The sequence below is a fragment of the Bradyrhizobium sp. CCBAU 051011 genome, assembly GCF_009930815.1.
GTDB lineage: Bacteria > Pseudomonadota > Alphaproteobacteria > Rhizobiales > Xanthobacteraceae > Bradyrhizobium.
In genome coordinates this window covers 101,928-118,435 of sequence record NZ_CP022222.1, presented here as the reverse complement: position 1 = coordinate 118,435, position 16,508 = coordinate 101,928, and the positions used below count along the sequence as shown (strand labels likewise).

General features: G+C 56.9%; 13 protein-coding genes and 1 pseudogene. 5 read left to right on the top strand and 9 right to left on the bottom strand.

Annotated features, from left to right (window positions below; genetic code table 11):
• Window positions 1-123: 123 nt before the first annotated feature.
• On the bottom strand, window positions 124-921 hold the full coding sequence (locus ACH79_RS00590; RefSeq protein WP_161849287.1) for a DUF4239 domain-containing protein: 798 nt from the start codon (window positions 919-921) through the stop codon (window positions 124-126).
• A gap of 398 nt (window positions 922-1,319) precedes the next feature.
• Window positions 1,320-1,967, bottom strand: coding sequence for a response regulator transcription factor (locus tag ACH79_RS00585; protein WP_371419352.1), 648 nt, complete (start codon window positions 1,965-1,967; stop codon window positions 1,320-1,322).
• Window positions 1,968-2,323: 356 nt separating this feature from the next.
• Between ACH79_RS00585 and ACH79_RS00580 the strand changes: the two genes are divergently transcribed.
• The 3 genes from ACH79_RS00580 (at window position 2,324) to ACH79_RS42815 (ending at window position 3,879) form a co-directional block, all read left to right on the top strand.
• On the top strand, window positions 2,324-2,641 hold the full coding sequence (locus ACH79_RS00580) for a helix-turn-helix transcriptional regulator (protein WP_161849286.1): 318 nt from the start codon (window positions 2,324-2,326) through the stop codon (window positions 2,639-2,641).
• A 703-nt stretch (window positions 2,642-3,344) separates the two neighbouring features.
• The gene (locus ACH79_RS00575; RefSeq protein ID WP_161849285.1) at window positions 3,345-3,563 is read left to right on the top strand and encodes a hypothetical protein; all 219 of its coding nucleotides are present in this window, start codon (window positions 3,345-3,347) and stop codon (window positions 3,561-3,563) included.
• A 142-nt stretch (window positions 3,564-3,705) separates the two neighbouring features.
• A complete protein-coding gene (locus tag ACH79_RS42815) occupies window positions 3,706-3,879 on the top strand; it encodes a hypothetical protein (RefSeq protein ID WP_202639156.1) in 174 nt (57 codons plus the stop codon).
• 675 nt (window positions 3,880-4,554) lie between these two features.
• On the opposite strand, the pseudogene ACH79_RS44965 reads toward ACH79_RS42815, so the two are convergent.
• The 4 genes and pseudogenes from ACH79_RS44965 to ACH79_RS00560 all read right to left on the bottom strand — a co-directional run.
• Window positions 4,555-4,635 (bottom strand): annotated as a pseudogene (locus ACH79_RS44965) (DNA ligase); the annotation flags it as partial.
• 199 nt (window positions 4,636-4,834) lie between these two features.
• Complete coding sequence (locus ACH79_RS00570) at window positions 4,835-5,278, bottom strand: pentapeptide repeat-containing protein (protein ID WP_161849284.1); 444 nt, start codon at window positions 5,276-5,278, stop codon at window positions 4,835-4,837.
• A 311-nt stretch (window positions 5,279-5,589) separates the two neighbouring features.
• Window positions 5,590-6,810, bottom strand: a complete 1,221-nt coding sequence (locus tag ACH79_RS00565) for a glycosyltransferase (RefSeq protein WP_161849283.1) — start codon at window positions 6,808-6,810, stop codon at window positions 5,590-5,592.
• A 9-nt stretch (window positions 6,811-6,819) separates the two neighbouring features.
• Window positions 6,820-8,151 (bottom strand): hypothetical protein, encoded by a 1,332-nt coding sequence (locus ACH79_RS00560; protein WP_161849282.1) that lies wholly within the window; start codon window positions 8,149-8,151, stop codon window positions 6,820-6,822.
• A 341-nt stretch (window positions 8,152-8,492) separates the two neighbouring features.
• Here ACH79_RS00560 and ACH79_RS00555 point away from each other — a divergent pair, with 341 nt between their 5' ends.
• Complete coding sequence (locus ACH79_RS00555; RefSeq protein ID WP_161849281.1) at window positions 8,493-9,836, top strand: polysaccharide biosynthesis/export family protein; 1,344 nt, start codon at window positions 8,493-8,495, stop codon at window positions 9,834-9,836.
• Here ACH79_RS00555 and ACH79_RS00550 read toward each other — a convergent pair.
• From ACH79_RS00550 to ACH79_RS00540, 3 genes are all read right to left on the bottom strand, one after another.
• Entirely contained in the window at window positions 9,806-11,689 is a 1,884-nt protein-coding gene (locus ACH79_RS00550; protein ID WP_161849280.1) for an AAA family ATPase, read from the bottom strand. The genes ACH79_RS00555 and ACH79_RS00550 overlap by 31 nt on opposite strands.
• Before the next feature lie 11 nt (window positions 11,690-11,700).
• Window positions 11,701-13,248: a glycosyl hydrolase family 28-related protein gene (locus ACH79_RS00545; RefSeq protein WP_161849279.1), complete on the bottom strand. Its 1,548-nt coding sequence runs from the start codon at window positions 13,246-13,248 to the stop codon at window positions 11,701-11,703.
• 105 nt (window positions 13,249-13,353) lie between these two features.
• Window positions 13,354-14,358, bottom strand: coding sequence for a glycosyltransferase family 2 protein (locus tag ACH79_RS00540; RefSeq protein ID WP_202639155.1), 1,005 nt, complete (start codon window positions 14,356-14,358; stop codon window positions 13,354-13,356).
• A gap of 222 nt (window positions 14,359-14,580) precedes the next feature.
• On the opposite strand from ACH79_RS00540, the gene asnB reads away from it, so the two are divergent.
• Complete coding sequence (asnB, locus tag ACH79_RS00535; RefSeq protein ID WP_161849278.1) at window positions 14,581-16,503, top strand: asparagine synthase (glutamine-hydrolyzing); 1,923 nt, start codon at window positions 14,581-14,583, stop codon at window positions 16,501-16,503.
• Window positions 16,504-16,508: the final 5 nt, after the last annotated feature.

The following is a 16,508-nucleotide window of genomic DNA, read 5'->3' as shown; positions in this document are numbered from 1 at the left end:
CAACCGCACCACGGATTTTCTCGCGCCAGATATCCTCAATATGTGGGGTCGCGCGGTCCCGGCAGGTGCGCCACGGGCCGAAGGACCCACTTGCGGTGACAGTTTCAGGCCAGCCGAAGCGCGTTATCGCATTTGATCGTAGGCGTCGGCGAGGAAATGATCGAAACTCTCGATCCGGATGAGGCCGAGACGCGGATATTCCATATCGGTCACGATGTAGAGCGCGACGGTCAGGGTTCCTGCAAAGAGCAACATGTGTATCCAGCTGTGCCCTGCGCTCGCGGCCATACCGAACCCGGCAAGCAGTGAGCAGCCAAGACCAAGGCCAAACAACATAAAGTAGACGATCTGTGGCGGATGTTTTTCGGCGGCACCTGCACGCAGGCGCGCGACTTCAAAGAGACTATTTAGCGCCGGAAGAGATAGAGCGCATGCAGGTCGATAGTTCGGCTGCGGGCAAGCCGCCACCGCCGCGTCCCACAACTGGTTCTTGAGTTCGAGCACCTTTTTTTCTTGCTGGTCCGAGAAATCTTCCGCCCGCTGGAGCAGCAAGAAATCATGCGCCATGCGGTATAGATGGATCCGGGCGCGGACGTATTCTTTGAGGCCGGTCTGAAGCCTGCGCGCATCGTCTCCGCCGAAAAGGCTCAGTCTGTCATATGCGGTGGTGGCCGCCGTCGCTTCCTGAATGACCAGCTGTCGGCGATCATCGAAGCGTTGCAGCGCACCTGAGATGGTGAATGCGAGCAGCAGACCCATTAAGCCGAAAATTGAGCCTTCAACGGTCGCTAACCCTCCGAGGCCCTCGCTGCCGCTCCGCTTGCGATGCTGCAAGCCGAGCTGCTGACCCAAACGTAGCAAGATGAGCGAGCCGGCAAAAAATAAGACGGCAATGGCCACGGCAAACAACATGAAGATCATTCTTGATCTCCGTTCCAGAATGGCCCGCCTCACGCCGCCAAGTGTGGCAACAAATTATGCAATCACTTGGGCAGATCATTTCAGCCTTTTACGACGTATACTCAGCGCCAACGGAGTGAGGGCGCCACGTTGGCCAGATGCTGCGATGGCGTGAAAGGTTATCGCCACTGGCCTAAAATTAATTGTCCGATCCAATTGACTCTCGCTACATGCGGCGTAGCCTCATCGGCGGATCGCGGGCAAGGCTTCCCACGCCAGCAGAGCCAGAGCGGGTCGCTCCCGCCAGCGCCAGTCGAAGTGGGCCGGTTCCACGCGTAAGGTGCACCAGACGGCGCTGGCGACAGCGCCGTTTCTGCATTTTGGGACGACTCCTTGGCTGGTCAGCACCGAGCGCGGTCTTAGCTAGTCTGCCCCGCGTCGGACGCAAGGATGCTGACGCGCTCGGCCAGCAAAACAAGCTCTGGCAGAGATCGAGCCTGCATCTTCGTCATCACGAAATGGCGGTGCGCCTTCATGGTGCGTTCGGTCGCGCCCAAGACGTTGGCGATCTCTTTGTTAGTTTTGCCACGAATGACAAGTTCAAACACTTGCCGCTCGCGCGGCGTCAACGTTGCAATGCGGGAGAGAATGAGGGCGCGGGTCTGCTTCAGGTTAAGCACCGCGCGGTGATGGGCGATGGCTCGTTCGACGGCTGGAAGAAGCTGGTCCGATGATACGGGCTTGATCAAAAAATCCTCTCCGCCAGCCTTCATGGTCTTCACTGTAGTCGCAATATCAGTGTAGCCGGAGAGGAATATGATGGGGAGCGTCGAACCGAGTTCTGACAACCGCTGTTGCAGCTCTGGCCCGCTCATTCCCGGAAGCCGCACGTCAAGAAGGATGCAGCTCGGTATGTCGTCGCTCGGCAAACGATCCAGGAAATGCTGGGCCAAAGGATAAGTGGAGACCTCATATCCGAATTGCTTCAACAGGCCTTCAATTGCTTTGCGGAAGTTCGCATTGTCTTCGACAATATGTACAAACATCGAACCGACCTTCACCTCCACTGCCTTCCTCCCACCCACGACAATAGGATGACGCTCTACATCCCACGGGGTCAACCCGGGATCGGTGAGCGCTGAGGTTAGAAAAACGGGACCCTCGAACCGCCGGAAGAGATGGTCTCACCCATAAGGGTGAAGGGTTCACAACAAAATACGCGGAACCTCAGCGGGGCGAATGAACAAGGTGTGACGTGACGGACGGTGCTGCTAGGTCTGTCGCCGAGCCGCTCGTGCTGGCATTGCGCTCACAACCTGATCTTGGTTGACCTTAGCAGGCAGCAAACAATAAAAAATGAGACTGTTATAGAATCTATACTGTTCACTTTTGAACCTCTGCATACTCTTTTTTCGGAGGAGCCATGCATGATTTTCCAAAGCTCGCTGCGCAGGTAAGAGGCGCACGTGCACTTCTTGGTTGGTCTCAATCCTACTTGGCAGAGGGTATCAGTGTTCGTCGTGTGATAATCGCTGATCTCGAAAGCTGCAAACGCGAACCACAGGCGTCGACATTATCCGCCTTGATAACGGAACTGAGCGCCGCAGGCATCGTCTTCACGGAAACAGGTGTCGAGCTTCTGGAATGGCCGCCGAGACCCTACCTACCAACCGGGTGCGCAACAATAAAGAAGCGCGCGAGGAGACGGTGGTGTTCTAGGACGCAGCAGGCGATTAGTTGAACGAGCCACTGAATTTGCGATGCGGTTGAGGCGCGGCTCTCCTTGCATACCAAAACCTAACATTTGTTGTGTTGCTCCCAAACCATCACCGCGCGGCCGTGGCCTTGCCCGGTGTAGGAACATTTCAGTTGAGGCTCTGTTTTTCCTTGCATGACCGACACCGACCTCTTTGAGCAGTCTTTCAATATTGCTTGGAGCGTCCTTGAGAGGACGGGTGAACTCGGCGAACCCAACGACACCTCGCGGTTTCTGTTCGACAGCATCGCTTGCATGATGAGACGCGGCGAGCGGCGCAGGCTGCTGCTGTCAAATTCTGCGATCGATGCATACCGGCGTCGTCCGGTTAGGCTCGTTCGATGATTGATCCTGACTGCAAGGTCAACCATCCGCAGCGTGCCTGGGCAGAAGGGTTGGGATGTCAGTGTGGGGCAGGAATGCCCTGTGACTGTGTTCGCGCTGATGGCCTCGAAGGGCCTGACGTTAGTCAGGACTACAAGAACGACCAACAGCAAGTCATGAGCACCCACCACGCCGTCTTCGCGTTCCATCTTCAGACTGATGATGCCGGTTGGCGTGTTGGCCTTAGCAAAACGCAGCAAGCTCGAGAAGGGTTAGGGTTCCTTCCGTAGTTCTCTGGCCGTGAACGGAGTTCCAGTGCTATAAGAGGGGTCTGGTTTTGTTTGCGTCGGCTGAGGGCGGGACAATGCCAATCAATCGGTTATTGAAAAACAAGCGCACGCCGGAAGAAATCGAGCTTTTGAACAAAGCCTTCAACCACGCTCTAAACTTGCTGGGCGTGGTTGATCGCAATGACCCGCTTTGCGATATGGTCGCTCGCAAGGTTATCGAGGTCGGCGCGACAGGCATTAGCGAGCCGCGAGAGATCGCGGAAATGACCGTGGCACGGATTGGCCTACGGTAAGGCCGCCCAGTTGGCGGCTTCTTTCTCATGGAATGCTAAGCAGGCGGGCAAAATTGAGCGATCGAGCTGCTTTCTAATTCCCCTGCGATGGTCCCCGACGCCGGGCGACGTATATGATCGGTTGCCGCCGAGGTGAGGGTCTATGCAGGACATGAAGGCCAGCGCGGAGAAGCTGCGCGCCGAAGCCGACTTTGCCGAACAGATCGCGAGAAGCGCGACGGATCGGCAGAAGCGCGAGCTTTACGAGCGCCTCGCCGCCCATTTTAGACAACTCGCTGGCGATATTGAAAAGATGATGGCGGACCGGTCAGAGTAAGGACCGCTCAGTTGGCGGCCACATCGCGACGAAACACAAAGGCAATCGCGATTTGTATCGCGGGATCGAATACTCCGTTGTGCAGGGCATCGTACGCCACCATTGGAAGTAGGTCGCAACCGTCTCCGGGACCAAGATATCCGGATATGGCAGCACGCGGGGCGAGGCGATTGGTAACGCGGAAAAAGCCATCGAGCGCTCTCTCCAGAGGCAACGCTTCAAGCCGGATTTAGATGGAGAAGATCGATGATCATTAGCAGAAATACCGCTGCACGAGCTGCATTAGTATTCGCAGCAGTCTCGGTTGGTGGTGCCGCTGTCGCTCAGGGCGCCCCGCCGGCAAAGAAGCCAATGGTCGGAGGAAAGTCGATTGTCCAAGCGAAGCCGCGTGCGCCAAATGGGATGCAAACTGGTAGGGACTGTCAGGGGCACCAAGAGTTGAGCGGGTGAGTGTGTTGGGGCATCCGAACTTAGGGGCACTACGCCCGCTGAAGAACTCTCATCACCTCCCGCGGTCGCTCCCAACGAAAAGAAATAATAGAACCCATCAGCCCCGCAGGTGTGCTCGCGCCTACAGCACCGACTGGAGAAATCGTGTCGCAAGGTAGACGCCAACCGCGGCGACGAATGTGATGCCAATCGCGATGGCCGTGTTTCGGACGACGCGGCCTTCATAAGTCTTTCTCGGATGCCCTCGAAAAATGGATGTCGCATCTTGCCTTCCGCTGACTTCGCCCGGTACTCGATTCCCGCCACGGCATGATCCATGTCCGCAAATACGCCGATAGCGACCAAATTCCGCATCGCTACGGAATGACGCGATGGGCCAGACTGAGACATTCACTCGGACCAACTTGTCGGCGCGCAAGCTAGCCGGGATATCAAGGGCGATTTCGGCGCATCTTTTCGCATCGTCCATAAAGAGTGGCGCAATCTTCTACGTCCGCGCGTAGTCTTATAATCCCGACTGAACGAGAATCATTCCTGAAGCATCTGGTCTGAAGCCTTCAGGAAATTGTGTGCGCTCGTCGTACTCGGCTCCATTCAACACGGCTCCTGTTAAATCTGCACCTCGTAGATCGGCTCCCTGAAGCGGCGTTGAACCGCCAAGATTGCTCAAACCAAGATTAGCCCCCGTCAATTTCGCTCCCCGCAGGTTCGCTTCCTTCAAGTCAGCCCCGCAAAGCAGGGCATTTGAAAGATCGGCATCACTCAGATTTGCTCTGAATAGAATGACCCAGTAGAGGTCGGCATCGCGCAGGTTTGCGCCTTCAAGATTTGCATCACTAAGTTCTCTACCCTCCAAATTCGCGCATGCGAGATTTGCACCTGGCAGCTCTATTGGGTCCCAGATCGCTTCCTGATTTCGGATGGTAAGTAAGGATTTCGACACCATCATGGTGGCGAATTTTCCTCATGGTGCTGCTACTCCGCTTATGAGAATTGCGGGGAATTATCGACACGACTAGCGCTCCCGGCAATTCGTTTTGGGATGGCGCCAGATGTTCATTAGTGATCTGGCAATCCCTGCCACTCGATTCTGGACAATGGATCCCCGGTTCCACTGAAGCATGGGCGAAGAAGCTTATGGCCAACTGGTCGGATCTTCGAGCGAGCTGACAAGCGAATTGCTAAACGGCTTTCTCACCGGCCTAGTATCGGGCACTGAAAGCGCGGCGACCGATGCAGCACTAACGGTGACTTGCGAGTTCATGAGCCGAACTTCCTTTTTCTTTGGACAAACGGTATGACGGTTTCTGCAAAACTCGAGGGCAGCAGCCGTTTCGATACTTCGATACTCGCGTTCGGAACGCGGTCGAGCCATTTCTCGGATCCGGAAAACCTCCTCATGGCGTCTGCCAGCGCCTCGAAGTTGCCGGTCGGCACGACAAATCCGTTGATGTCTTGCTGCACGAATACGTCTCCGGCTCCGCATTCATCGCTGCAGATTACTCCGAGACCAGCTGCAGCGGCCTCCTGGATCACGACACCCCACGGCTCCAGAACACTGGGGAGGACGAGGCACGCCGCTTCCGCGAGCACGTCAGGCAGTTGGTTCGCCTGGACAAATCCGACGTCTTGTATTCCAGGAACTCCAGAAAAGAGATGTTTGAGGGGCCCGTCGCCGGCAACAATGAGGGGCCAGGGTTGCGAGCTGTTGCACCTATACAATCGATACGCCTCCACCAGGATCGAAACGCCCTTCACAGGCGCATAACGGCCCACAAATAGGAAGTTCTTTCGTTCGCCGGGATGTCGCCCGGGCGCCAGCGTGTGCCAATCACACACAGCAAAGCCCTCACAAATGTCGTCCGGACGAAAGCCCATTTTAAGCGCGAAGGTCATCTGTCTCGTCTGGCGTGCCGCGGGACTTCCTTGACCGTCGACATACTTGGGACCGGAGAGGAGGGCACCATCAAATAACGAGTGGAAAAAGTATCGCCGCAGGGCCCGCCCCCCCAACTGTTTCAGGTAGAGTGGAAACTCTCTCTTGCTCAGCAGAGCACCCAGATGGCCGCGCCATTGGCTATCGAAACACACGATGCGCACGGTCCTTCCGGCCCACCGCTTCATTAACTCGCGGTAGGCAGGCCTGCGCCATGACAGAACGATGATTCCATCTGGCTCGAATTCATGTAGGGCTTGGTCGAGAGCGTCGACGTCTATTTCAGCGGCGTAGGTCAATTCAGACTCGACCGGCCCGAAGCTCTCCTCGGCAAATCTGTATTGGTCTTTCAGACTGCCGACATGTCCCCGCTGACGCGCACGAAAAACTACCACGTGATGCTCGGACCGAAGGTACTGCACGGTCGCATCGATATAACCGGTCCAGTATGCCCAAAGGAATGCGAGTCGGAGGGGCCGACAACCATTATGCGCACATCGTCCGGCGATCTCTGCAGCGGCATTTCTGTGCATGTCGCGCTCCATTATCTCGTTCTAAACCGCCAGCTGGCTGTAAGCGCTCAACCGATTGGGAGGCTTCATGAACAGCCGCCGGCCGACCTGCCTGCGTCGCGAAGCGTCGTCCCAATGAGTCGTGAGAGCGGCGATGACAAACAGAGGCGCCCAAGCGGGCACAATCACGATGCCTCCCATGGTCTGCCCCATAAGTGTCGCCCCGAGCAACACGAAGCCAATTTCGCGCACGCCCAATTGTGCCAACGCAAATGCCACGATGGAGGCGATGATGGCGCCGCCTAAGATACCAAATGAAATCCAAAACTGCCAGAACGAGTTTGTGAGTAAGTGACTTGTCTTTCCCTCACTGAAGTTGATGGCCATGCCCGGAACGCTGGCGACGTCCGCCTCATAGGCTCCCGCTAACATGTTTTCGATGACGGGCGAAAACGCATCCATGGCGTAAGGAGTCATTTCTGCGTCACCTCCCAATCCGAAACCAAAGAAAGGACTGTGGTCGACCATGCTTGACGCAAGCCGATATGGTCCAATCTGGCGAGAATAGAAGCTATCTCCCGTGACTATGTCCTCGATCAATCCTCCGAACGCATTGGAGGCATATGCAAGCAGCGAAGTCGAGGCGACGACCAGCACGAAACAGGCAAATAGTGATGCCGATTTGATTAATCGCACGCCAGGGTTGGCGCTTCTTCTTAATTGATAAACGATCAACCCGATCACGGTGACAGTGACAGCATAGAATATGGTGGGCGAGCGAATCACAAAAATCGCAGCTGCGGTCAGCAGTGCAGCGACAACCAGCCGTCTAAACCCACACTTGTCCGGATCGGCGAGTAACCACCCACACAGCGATAGGCCCCAGAAAATACCTACCAGCGAAGGTTCGGACGAAAAAGCGCTTGGCCGCACGGCGCCGTAGAGCTCAAGATCTCGTATCGTGTCATCGTAGTACTGCTGATGAATCATCGAGCGAACGGCGTCGACAAATGGTCGTAAACCGAAGTGCACCTCCAATGTCGCGACGATCAGCACGACGACCGCCAAATACATGAACAGGCGGGAAACCGTTCGCGATGGTAACGCGGATAGCCCAAGAAAAAGGCCGTAGTTCGCTATGAACGCCACGTACATCTGGACTAGCGAGAGTAGGCGACGTGACGGGGCAACCGCATACGGGATCGACAAAGCAAAAAATGCGACGGTAGCGATCAATAATAGAAAGGCAGCAATAACCACCCCTATCGAGACACGCCGCCACTCGAGACAAATCAGAGCGAGAGACGTGGCGAAAGCCGCAACATAGGGGAACAGAAGGCGTCCTGAGGCGGAAAGATGGATTGACAGGAACACCGAGAGTAGCGTGGCAACGCATAGAAATGTGCGAAGACGCGTCCCGACGAGACGCGCGGTTGTTGTGCGTAGTTGCGCTGGAGCGTGCATGTGCCTTCCGGTATACATTGGTACCGGCCCGCCCAAGCGGCGGTCGCGTGCCGCCGGCTGAAGGAATCCCAGCTGCGATCAATAAACGGAGGCGTTGTCGGTCGGTTCCTTTGTCCCGAGGCAGCTTGCGCGGGGCCGGCGACCTTTGAAGTCGAGTTCCAAATTGACCCAATGGGAACTGCGGCGCAGGAACTCCGGGGCAGCGGGCTCGTTGTAGCAACCATCATTCCCGGGCCACGCTGGAGGGCAGGATGAACGCAATGAATTTGCGCCTGTTTGGGTCCGCTCGGCAACTCCTAATGCTTATCGCCGTTCTGCTCGCCCCAATCGCTGCACACGCCGAATACCTTCTGGCACCCGGCGACGTGCTTGAGATCGAGGTGGTGGGCCTTCGTGATTTTCGGCACCGGGTGATGATCGATCTGAATGGTCAAGCCTCATTTCCATTGATCGGAGACATCAAGGCGGCAGGCGTGAGCGTGGGCGAATTGCGGAGGCAAGTAAAATCCATACTTTCAACCAAGGCCTTTCGTTCTCGGCAACTAGATCAGCAGGGGCGTTCGGTGTCACTGGACCAGGTGGTCACCGTTTCTCCCGATGAGGTTATTCTGAACGTGGCGGAGTATCGGCCGATATACGTCAATGGCGACGTGGCCAATCCAGGGACACAGGCCTACCGCCCAGGAATGACTGTGCGCCAAGCCATCGCGCTCGCAGGCGGCTTTGATACAATGCGGTTTCGGGGACGGGACCCTTTTCTGGATTCGTCGGATTTTCGCGGTGATTACTACGAACTGTGGACGGAATTTGCCAAGGTGCGGGCACAGGCCGACCGCTTCCAAGCCGAGCTCGACGGTAAGAGCGCGCTCGGGCAACCGAAGCTGGATGATCTGCCGCTCCCATCGGCGGTGACTTCAAGGATAGCAGATGTCGAAGCACAGCGGCTCAGCGTCGACAATTCCGATCATCAAAAAGAGAAGCAATATCTAACCGATGCCGTTCAGCAGGAGGATGGGCAAATAGCCACGCTTCAGCGTCAACGAGAGACGGAGCAGAAGGACGCTGACGGTGACGCTGCTGAGTACAGTCAACTGCAGGCCAATTTCAGTAAAGGGCTCGTGCCAATGACGCGACTTTCGGAGACGCGCAGACAGACGCTGTTTTCAGCCACTCGGGTACTTCAGACGACCGCGCTGATAAACCAGGTACAGCGTCACCGCAGCGAATTCGCCAGACGATTGGAGCGCGTGGATGACCAGAGACGGGACAGTCTGCTAGGAAAACTGCAGGACGCCAACGTTCGCCTCGCCACGATCCGGGCTCGACTCCAAGCGGTCGGCGACAAATTGTTTTATGCCGGAGTGGTGCGATCCCAACTCGCCCGCGGAACCGGTGGCGACCCGGTGATCAAGGTGCACAGAAATGACAACGACACGTCGGGCAACATCGCTGCCGATGAAGGTACCAGACTGATGCCGGGCGACGTTGTTGAGGTGCGGCTACGGCTGGAAGGTCTGCCCAAGTTTACCGATTCTGGATCGCCCGCGCCGGCGCCCGACGAAGATCAAAAGGAACCCGTCGGAGCACGGAAGTAGCACTCGCCTTTGTGATGGGGCGTATAGTGGTGCATCAAGCCAAGGTCGGTCTTGTTCAAAACCGCACCGAGCAACTTGCGATGCACCCCTTGGACCGACGCCAAAGCGCATTGTACCGTCTCGGTCGAGGTCTTGCCCCATTCCAGCACGAGGACGTAGGCATCGATCGTCACGATTGAAGCCCGAATATCGGTAGGTGACTCGAGGGAAGGCAAATCAACAACAATATAATCGTATTGACGTCGAAGCGCTTCAAACATCGTGCGGACATTCTTAGATGCCAAGAATTCCATCGGCTCGAACGGCTCGGGCATTTCCAGCAGGGGGAAGAAATGCATCTTGCTCGCATCATCGGTCCGGAGCACTTCCTCCCCGCTGCCGCACTGCAGGGCCAAGTCGCACCAGCCCTTCGAGGCACGCGGTGTCATCGAGCGTGACAGCGTCCTCTTGCGGAAGTCCATATCAAGAAGAAGAACTTTGCGTCCTGCACGCGAAAGGAGCTGCGCGAAATTCGCACCGACGGTCGACTTGCCTTCCTCCTCCAGCGCGGACGTAAATCCGACAATCCTCGACGGCTGTTCCGGAAGGAGAAGATCGCAGGATAGCTTTAACGAACGGATGGTTTCAGCGAAATGCGATGCCGGATTCTTCAACACATACGCGAAGAGGGCCGAGTGTATGAGCTGAGGGGCCGCCAACCTGCTCCGAAACCGCTCCAAGAACCGCTCAGCCAGAGGCCATTTTCGAATCCATTCGAGCCGACTAAGACGGTCGATCTTCAGGCGCTCTGCAACATGCCCGGGCGTTCGGAACGTCCGAAACCGCTCGCTCAAGGCTAAAGATCGCTTGGGAGGTCGAATCCATTCGAGCGCTCCAAGACAGTCGATCTTCAGGCGCTCTGCAACGTGCTCGGGCGTCCGGAAAGTCCGATCCGATAGTTCTGCCCAGGCCGCAATCCCAAGACCGATGCAGAGCCCGCCGAATACGGCAATCGGCAGCACCAACAGGGCATTCGGTCTGCTCTTGAATGCCGGCGGCAAAGCTGGACTTACGACTTGACCCGCGGTGAACTGGAACGACCGCTGCTGACCGGCTTCGGCGTACCGATCGAGAAAGCTGTCATAGAGCCTTCGATACGTCCTTGCATTTGCCCGAAGCTCGCTTAGCTTTGCCTGCTCCTCGATTTCATTCTTCGCTTGAAACTCCTGGACTAGCTTCTCCGCATCGGCTGCCTTCTTCTGCAGGTCTCGGAGGCGAGCTTCCAGCCAATTGGCTGCGCTCTCCGCGGCTTGAGACGTGGAATTGATCCGATTTTCGATGTATGCGGTGGCGACGGCATTCGCTATTCGTGCGGCTTGCTGGGGATCAGAATCGGTAAAGTTGATCTTGATGACCGATGAAAGGCCAACTCGCGACACAGACAGATTTCGTCGCAGGACGCGCATGGCCTCCTGTTCGGGAGTCAGACGTGAGGTCCCTGCGCTTATAAAAGCCGCGTTTTCCGCCAGTTGAAGACGTTTGACAACTGACAGTACGATTGCATCTGACTTCAGAATCTCGACTTGGCTATCGATCGTTTTAGAATCGACGGAATTGTCGCTGCTCACGGGTTCGGACTGAACTGGGCGGATGTGCGGCTTTTCAATGTACAGAACGGCTTCTGCCGTGAAGCGGGGCGTCGCGAACAGGAGATAGGCGAGGGACGATGCGACGGCTAGGCCAAGAAGTGTCAGGATCAGTCGGAGGTTGCGGCGGAGGAATGCGGTACTGGACGTAAGCATTTCGGCCGCCGAACTAGCGGGCGGTTGTTCCACGTCGCCGAGAAGAACTGCCGACTTGTCAGGTTGCAACATCTGGGGCGCTCCTAGATGTTCGCAATCACGAGGTTGAAAAGCGCGTTCTTGGGGCCAGCAAACGCCTGATCCGTCGAGAGCTCGAAGTGGACACGATCGCCGGGCGTTACACGATAATCCGAATGTTTGGTGTTTTTGACGACGGCGGCAGCCTTCAGGCCGCCGGCTCCCGACGTTATGGCGAGCTTCATCGCTCCGGAATCGAGCGGCAGTCCGTTCTTGAAGAGCTCCAGTTCTATCTGCCCAGCCGTTACTTCCGCATCCAAGCTGAGCTCGATCGCCCATATCCAACCGGCAGCTCCCACGGCCTGGCCATTGATCGCGCTAGGTGAGTCGTTTGGCACGCGGTCCATGCGCGACGTCAGACTGTTCTTGTAAAAGCGCAGCACTTCCGAGGTTGCGAATGTGACGGCTGCCAGATCAGGGTTGTTCAAGAGAAGAACGTGGGGAGAAATGATATCCGCAACACTGCGAAACTGAATTCGTGCGTCCTGTGTAGTGGCCACCGTGAGCGCTCCCGACTTGTGCCTGGTTGCAACCTCCTGATAGCCGTCGATTATCACTTGCGCGCCGTCGTGCGCGTGAAAGACGGAATGAGCCTGCTTGGTGTCGATGGTCGTAAACCGCATCTCGACGCCCTGGATACGGTAGCTGCATTGTTGACCCGGCCCGTTACCGCTCAGATCAAAAATCACGTTTCGTGGACCGTCCGCTATTGTGCATTCCTCCATGCGCCACGCGCGCACATTGACTTCTGTCGTTCCGGCCCAGCAGACGAGCTGAGGCCCGCGGCCGAAGTTGATCTCGACGTTGTCAATGTTGACGCTTGAACAACCCGCCAGGTGAATGAGTTCCTCTTTCGCCGCATACCGAAGGGCGTAGAGATGCGAGATCAGGATATTTGGCATCCCTTCGACAGGGTTGGTCTTCAAGCGGACAGCCGCGCCACTCGCCGAATAACCGCTAAACAGGCGCGAAAAAACACAGCCCCATATGTTCAGACGGCGATTAGATGCCTGCATTTCGCGAGTTGAGATGAGCCGACAACCATTGGAATTTTCGCAATTGTCGATCTGAAAATCCGCATACCCTCCGTCGTCAAACAGGAACATGTTGGATTCGTTATTCGCAATGCCTTGATTGCGCGTCCACGCGGCCTTCAGGTTGCTTACGCTGAAGGAGCGATTAGTCGTATCTCGATAATCGTGGCCATGGCTGGAAAACAGGAAGATGGGCTTGTTGTCGGCGGTTTGTGTGATCTTGACTCGCCCCGCCTCTCCCGAAATCGCCCAATCGTGCTTGCCATGCGGAATGGGTAGGGAGTCGGAAATTAGATAAGATTTGGGCGTACCGGGAACGACCAACTGCATCTTGTTGTTGCAGGCATAATCGATCGCCCGCTGAAACGCACTTGTATCATCGTTTACGCCATCGCCGACCGCACCGAATCTCCGAACGTCCAGACGCGCTTCAATGCTTCCGGCTACTTTTTCCTTCGCGCGAGCCGATCCGAAAAAGCCGCTCGAAGCGCCTAAGATGAGCAAGTTGCGGCGGTTCATCTCATCTCTCCTGGCGTTCCCATTGTACCCGGCGAGCAGGCGCGAACTTTGAGTTGCAACCGCGGCTCTTCGTTCGAACTTAAACAATCGTCCGGGCAATCCGACCTAAGCGCTCCGGTGCGATCTGCTCTTCCAAGGAGGTCCGACATCCAGCCCCTGCGCGTCCCGCAAGTGTTTGATGAATGACTCCAGTCCATCCGCAGCGATCATCCGACGGGCCTCGTAGAGCTTGGCGTCCACCAGAAAAAGATTCCAAAACGCCTGCAGGAAGCAAAAGACGAGACCTTGCTGCCCGTCGAGGAATCCCAGTCGAAACACGTATCGATACAGGTAGTATGCAAAGGCACGCAGATAGGGCGGGAGAGCTGGATATATCTTGGTCTTGACCTTGTGGTAGATGACTTGCCGGCCGGACATCTTGCCGCTAACTGCATGCTGCGACAGCCCCAGTTCGAGTTCGCGGTCGAGCAGGTCGATCACCCTGCGGCTTGAATACTTGTTGTGTTTTTCTGTCCACCAGGTCAGGTCGTGCAAATTCTCGTCGATCAAGTCGCCCGGGCAGTACTCCACCTGGCCGTGCTTGACGACGCAGTATTCATCTATCCAGCGCTGTTCCACCTGGCCTAATCCCGTCCGCCAGATTTTCAGGACTCTCATCGGGTAGAAGCCCCCGTGGCGAATCGGGCGCCCGAGAAATACGACCATCCGGTCAACGTAAAAGCCGGAGACCGATATGGGCGCGCGAGGAAGGACTTTCGTCATCGATGCTGCGAGTCCTGTCGAGATGTATTCATCTGCGTCAACACGCATGACCCAACTCGTGTCGATCGGCAGGTTGTCGAGCGCCCATTGAAATTGATCGGCTTGATTTTTGAATTTCCGTTGCATCACTTCAGCGCCGAGGCCGCGGGCGATCTCGACCGTCGCGTCTGTCGAAAACGAATCGACGACATAAATTCGTGATGCGACAGGTTTGAGGCTTCGAATGCAGCGCTCTATGTGCAGCTCTTCCTCGAAAGTCAGGATGATCGCTGTGAGCGACAGTCCGGAGGACCAATCGGTATCTCTTGCAGCCACCTTCGCGGATTCGCGAGCGCCAATATCGGCCACATCCGTCTCCCGCAAGTCAGAGGAAGCTGGCCCTAAACGCGATTGACGGCGGCAGGTTCCTACGAGGTAAACCCTCGATCCAATTCGGAACCCATTCGAACCTATGTTTATCGGACCCAACCAGACCGGTGGCGGAAATGGAACGCCATCGCGGATCATTTGTTCGGGACGCCGATTGCGCGGACCATTTGCTCGGGACGCCGGTGAGAGGATGATCCTCGTATGTGCGGTATTGCAGGCTTCGTCGGCCCCTGGAGCGACCGGCTGCTCGATGCGATGCTTGATCGGATCAATCATCGTGGCCCGGACGGCAGCGCCACTTGGCGGGATTGGGACGCGAGTTTCGCGGTCGGCCACGCCCGCCTGTCAATCATTGATCTGAGTGCTGCCGCCAACCAGCCGATGCATACGGTTGATGGACGTTACGTCATCTCATTCAACGGCGAGATCTATAATTTCAAGCAGTTGCGTCGTGAACTCGAGAGTGCCGGTGTCGTATTTCGCACCAAGAGCGATACAGAGGTGCTTCTTTGTCTGTTTGAACGGCAGGGCCGGTCCTGCCTCCGTCGACTGAATGGAATTTTCGCATTCGCAGTCTGGGATCGGGCATTGCGGAATCTCTTCATTGCTCGCGACCATCTCGGCGTCAAACCCTTGTACTATGCGGCGCTGCCTCACGGGTTTCTGTTTGCATCAGAACTCAAGGCACTGACGGTGTGTCCGGATGTGGCCCGCGACATCGACGTTGGATGCGTGGCAAACCACCTCGCGTTCGTCTGGTCATCGTCTGCTTCCACCATGCTCAAGTCTGTTCGGAAGCTGCGACCTGGACATTGCGCCTGGATTGACGCGAACGCCCGGCTGACGATTGAGCGATACTACGACATTCCACTCCCGCCCCCGCGCAGCGAGCGAGTGGAGCCGGCGGCTTTGCTGACGATGTTCGATCGCGTCGTGGCGGATCAGATGGTCGCCGACGTTTCCGTCGGCGCGTGTTTGTCCGGAGGCGTTGATTCCAGCGCCGTTGTGGCGTCGATGTGCAGAGCGACGGATCCCTCTCGCGTCGTCACATTCTGTGCAAGCGTGTCGAAGGACCGCACACATGCCGATAATTTCGGAGACGATATTGTCCATGCACGCGATATGGCAAAGAGGCTGGAGGTGCCCCTGGTCGAAGTGCCGACTACGGCGCAGCTAGTTGAACAGCTTCCCCAAATGCTCTGGGATTTGGATGAGCCGACCGGCGACTTTGCCGCCCTCCAGACCCGGATGATTGCTGCAGAAGCGAGGCGACATGGCATCAAGGTCTTGCTGACGGGCACCGGAGGAGATGATCTGTTCACGGGATACGGCCGGCATGTGGCAGCATTCATCTGGGCAACGCTCGATCAGCTACCTTATGCTCGTCGGCTCACCTCGTACCTGATCAGCGGGTTTCCCAGCAATTCCGTGCTCGGTCGTCGGCTCGGCCGCCTTGGTCAGATGTTGAGCTGGAGCGAGGACGAGATGCTGACGGAAGCCATGAGCTTCTCGAACTGGCCGGCGGAAGAGCGGGCCTTGCTTCTGGCGAAAGCATCGGGCCAGTCACTGGACGGCCAGAGCGCTCCGTTCGGCCGACTGCTGGGCGAGACGCGCGCGTTGCATCCGGTGGACCGACTACTGCAGTTGGATCTTCACGGATTCGTGCCGGATCTCAATCTCAACTACACCGACAAGATGGGCATGCAGGAGGGCGTCGAGTTTCGCGTGCCTCTGCTTGACGTCCGGCTTGTCGCGTTTGCGATGCGCGTTCCGGTCTCACAAAAGATCGGTCTCTGGCAAACGAAGCGGATCTTGCGAAAGGCCATGGCAGCCCGGTTGAACCGCGCTGTTCTGCATCGCGCGAAGCAGGGTTTTGGCGTCCCTCTCAGGGCCTGGATGGCCGGTCCTGGACGTGAGCTGGCTGCGGAAATGACATCGCCGCGCGTCGTCGCAGCAAGGGGCCTGTTCGATCCTGCCGCCGTCGCCCGATTGCGCAAGGCGTTCGATCAAAATCGGAACGACGTGGCGTTCATCCTCTTCACGCTCGTATGCATTGAAATCTGGTGTCGGCAGCTCAGCTGCAGACCATCGCTAGCGAGCACGGATGCGAGAAATGCTGCCTAGTCGCA

Coding starts and splice junctions, on each gene's coding strand:
- ACH79_RS00590 (WP_161849287.1), bottom strand. CDS start 921: ATGATCTTCATGTTGTTTGCCGTGGCCATTGCCGTCTTATTTTTTGCC.
- ACH79_RS00580 (WP_161849286.1), top strand. CDS start 2,324: ATGCATGATTTTCCAAAGCTCGCTGCGCAGGTAAGAGGCGCACGTGCA.
- ACH79_RS00575 (WP_161849285.1), top strand. CDS start 3,345: ATGCCAATCAATCGGTTATTGAAAAACAAGCGCACGCCGGAAGAAATC.
- ACH79_RS42815 (WP_202639156.1), top strand. CDS start 3,706: ATGCAGGACATGAAGGCCAGCGCGGAGAAGCTGCGCGCCGAAGCCGAC.
- ACH79_RS00570 (WP_161849284.1), bottom strand. CDS start 5,278: ATGATGGTGTCGAAATCCTTACTTACCATCCGAAATCAGGAAGCGATC.
- ACH79_RS00565 (WP_161849283.1), bottom strand. CDS start 6,810: ATGGAGCGCGACATGCACAGAAATGCCGCTGCAGAGATCGCCGGACGA.
- ACH79_RS00555 (WP_161849281.1), top strand. CDS start 8,493: ATGAACGCAATGAATTTGCGCCTGTTTGGGTCCGCTCGGCAACTCCTA.
- ACH79_RS00550 (WP_161849280.1), bottom strand. CDS start 11,689: ATGTTGCAACCTGACAAGTCGGCAGTTCTTCTCGGCGACGTGGAACAA.
- ACH79_RS00545 (WP_161849279.1), bottom strand. CDS start 13,248: ATGAACCGCCGCAACTTGCTCATCTTAGGCGCTTCGAGCGGCTTTTTC.
- asnB (WP_161849278.1), top strand. CDS start 14,581: ATGTGCGGTATTGCAGGCTTCGTCGGCCCCTGGAGCGACCGGCTGCTC.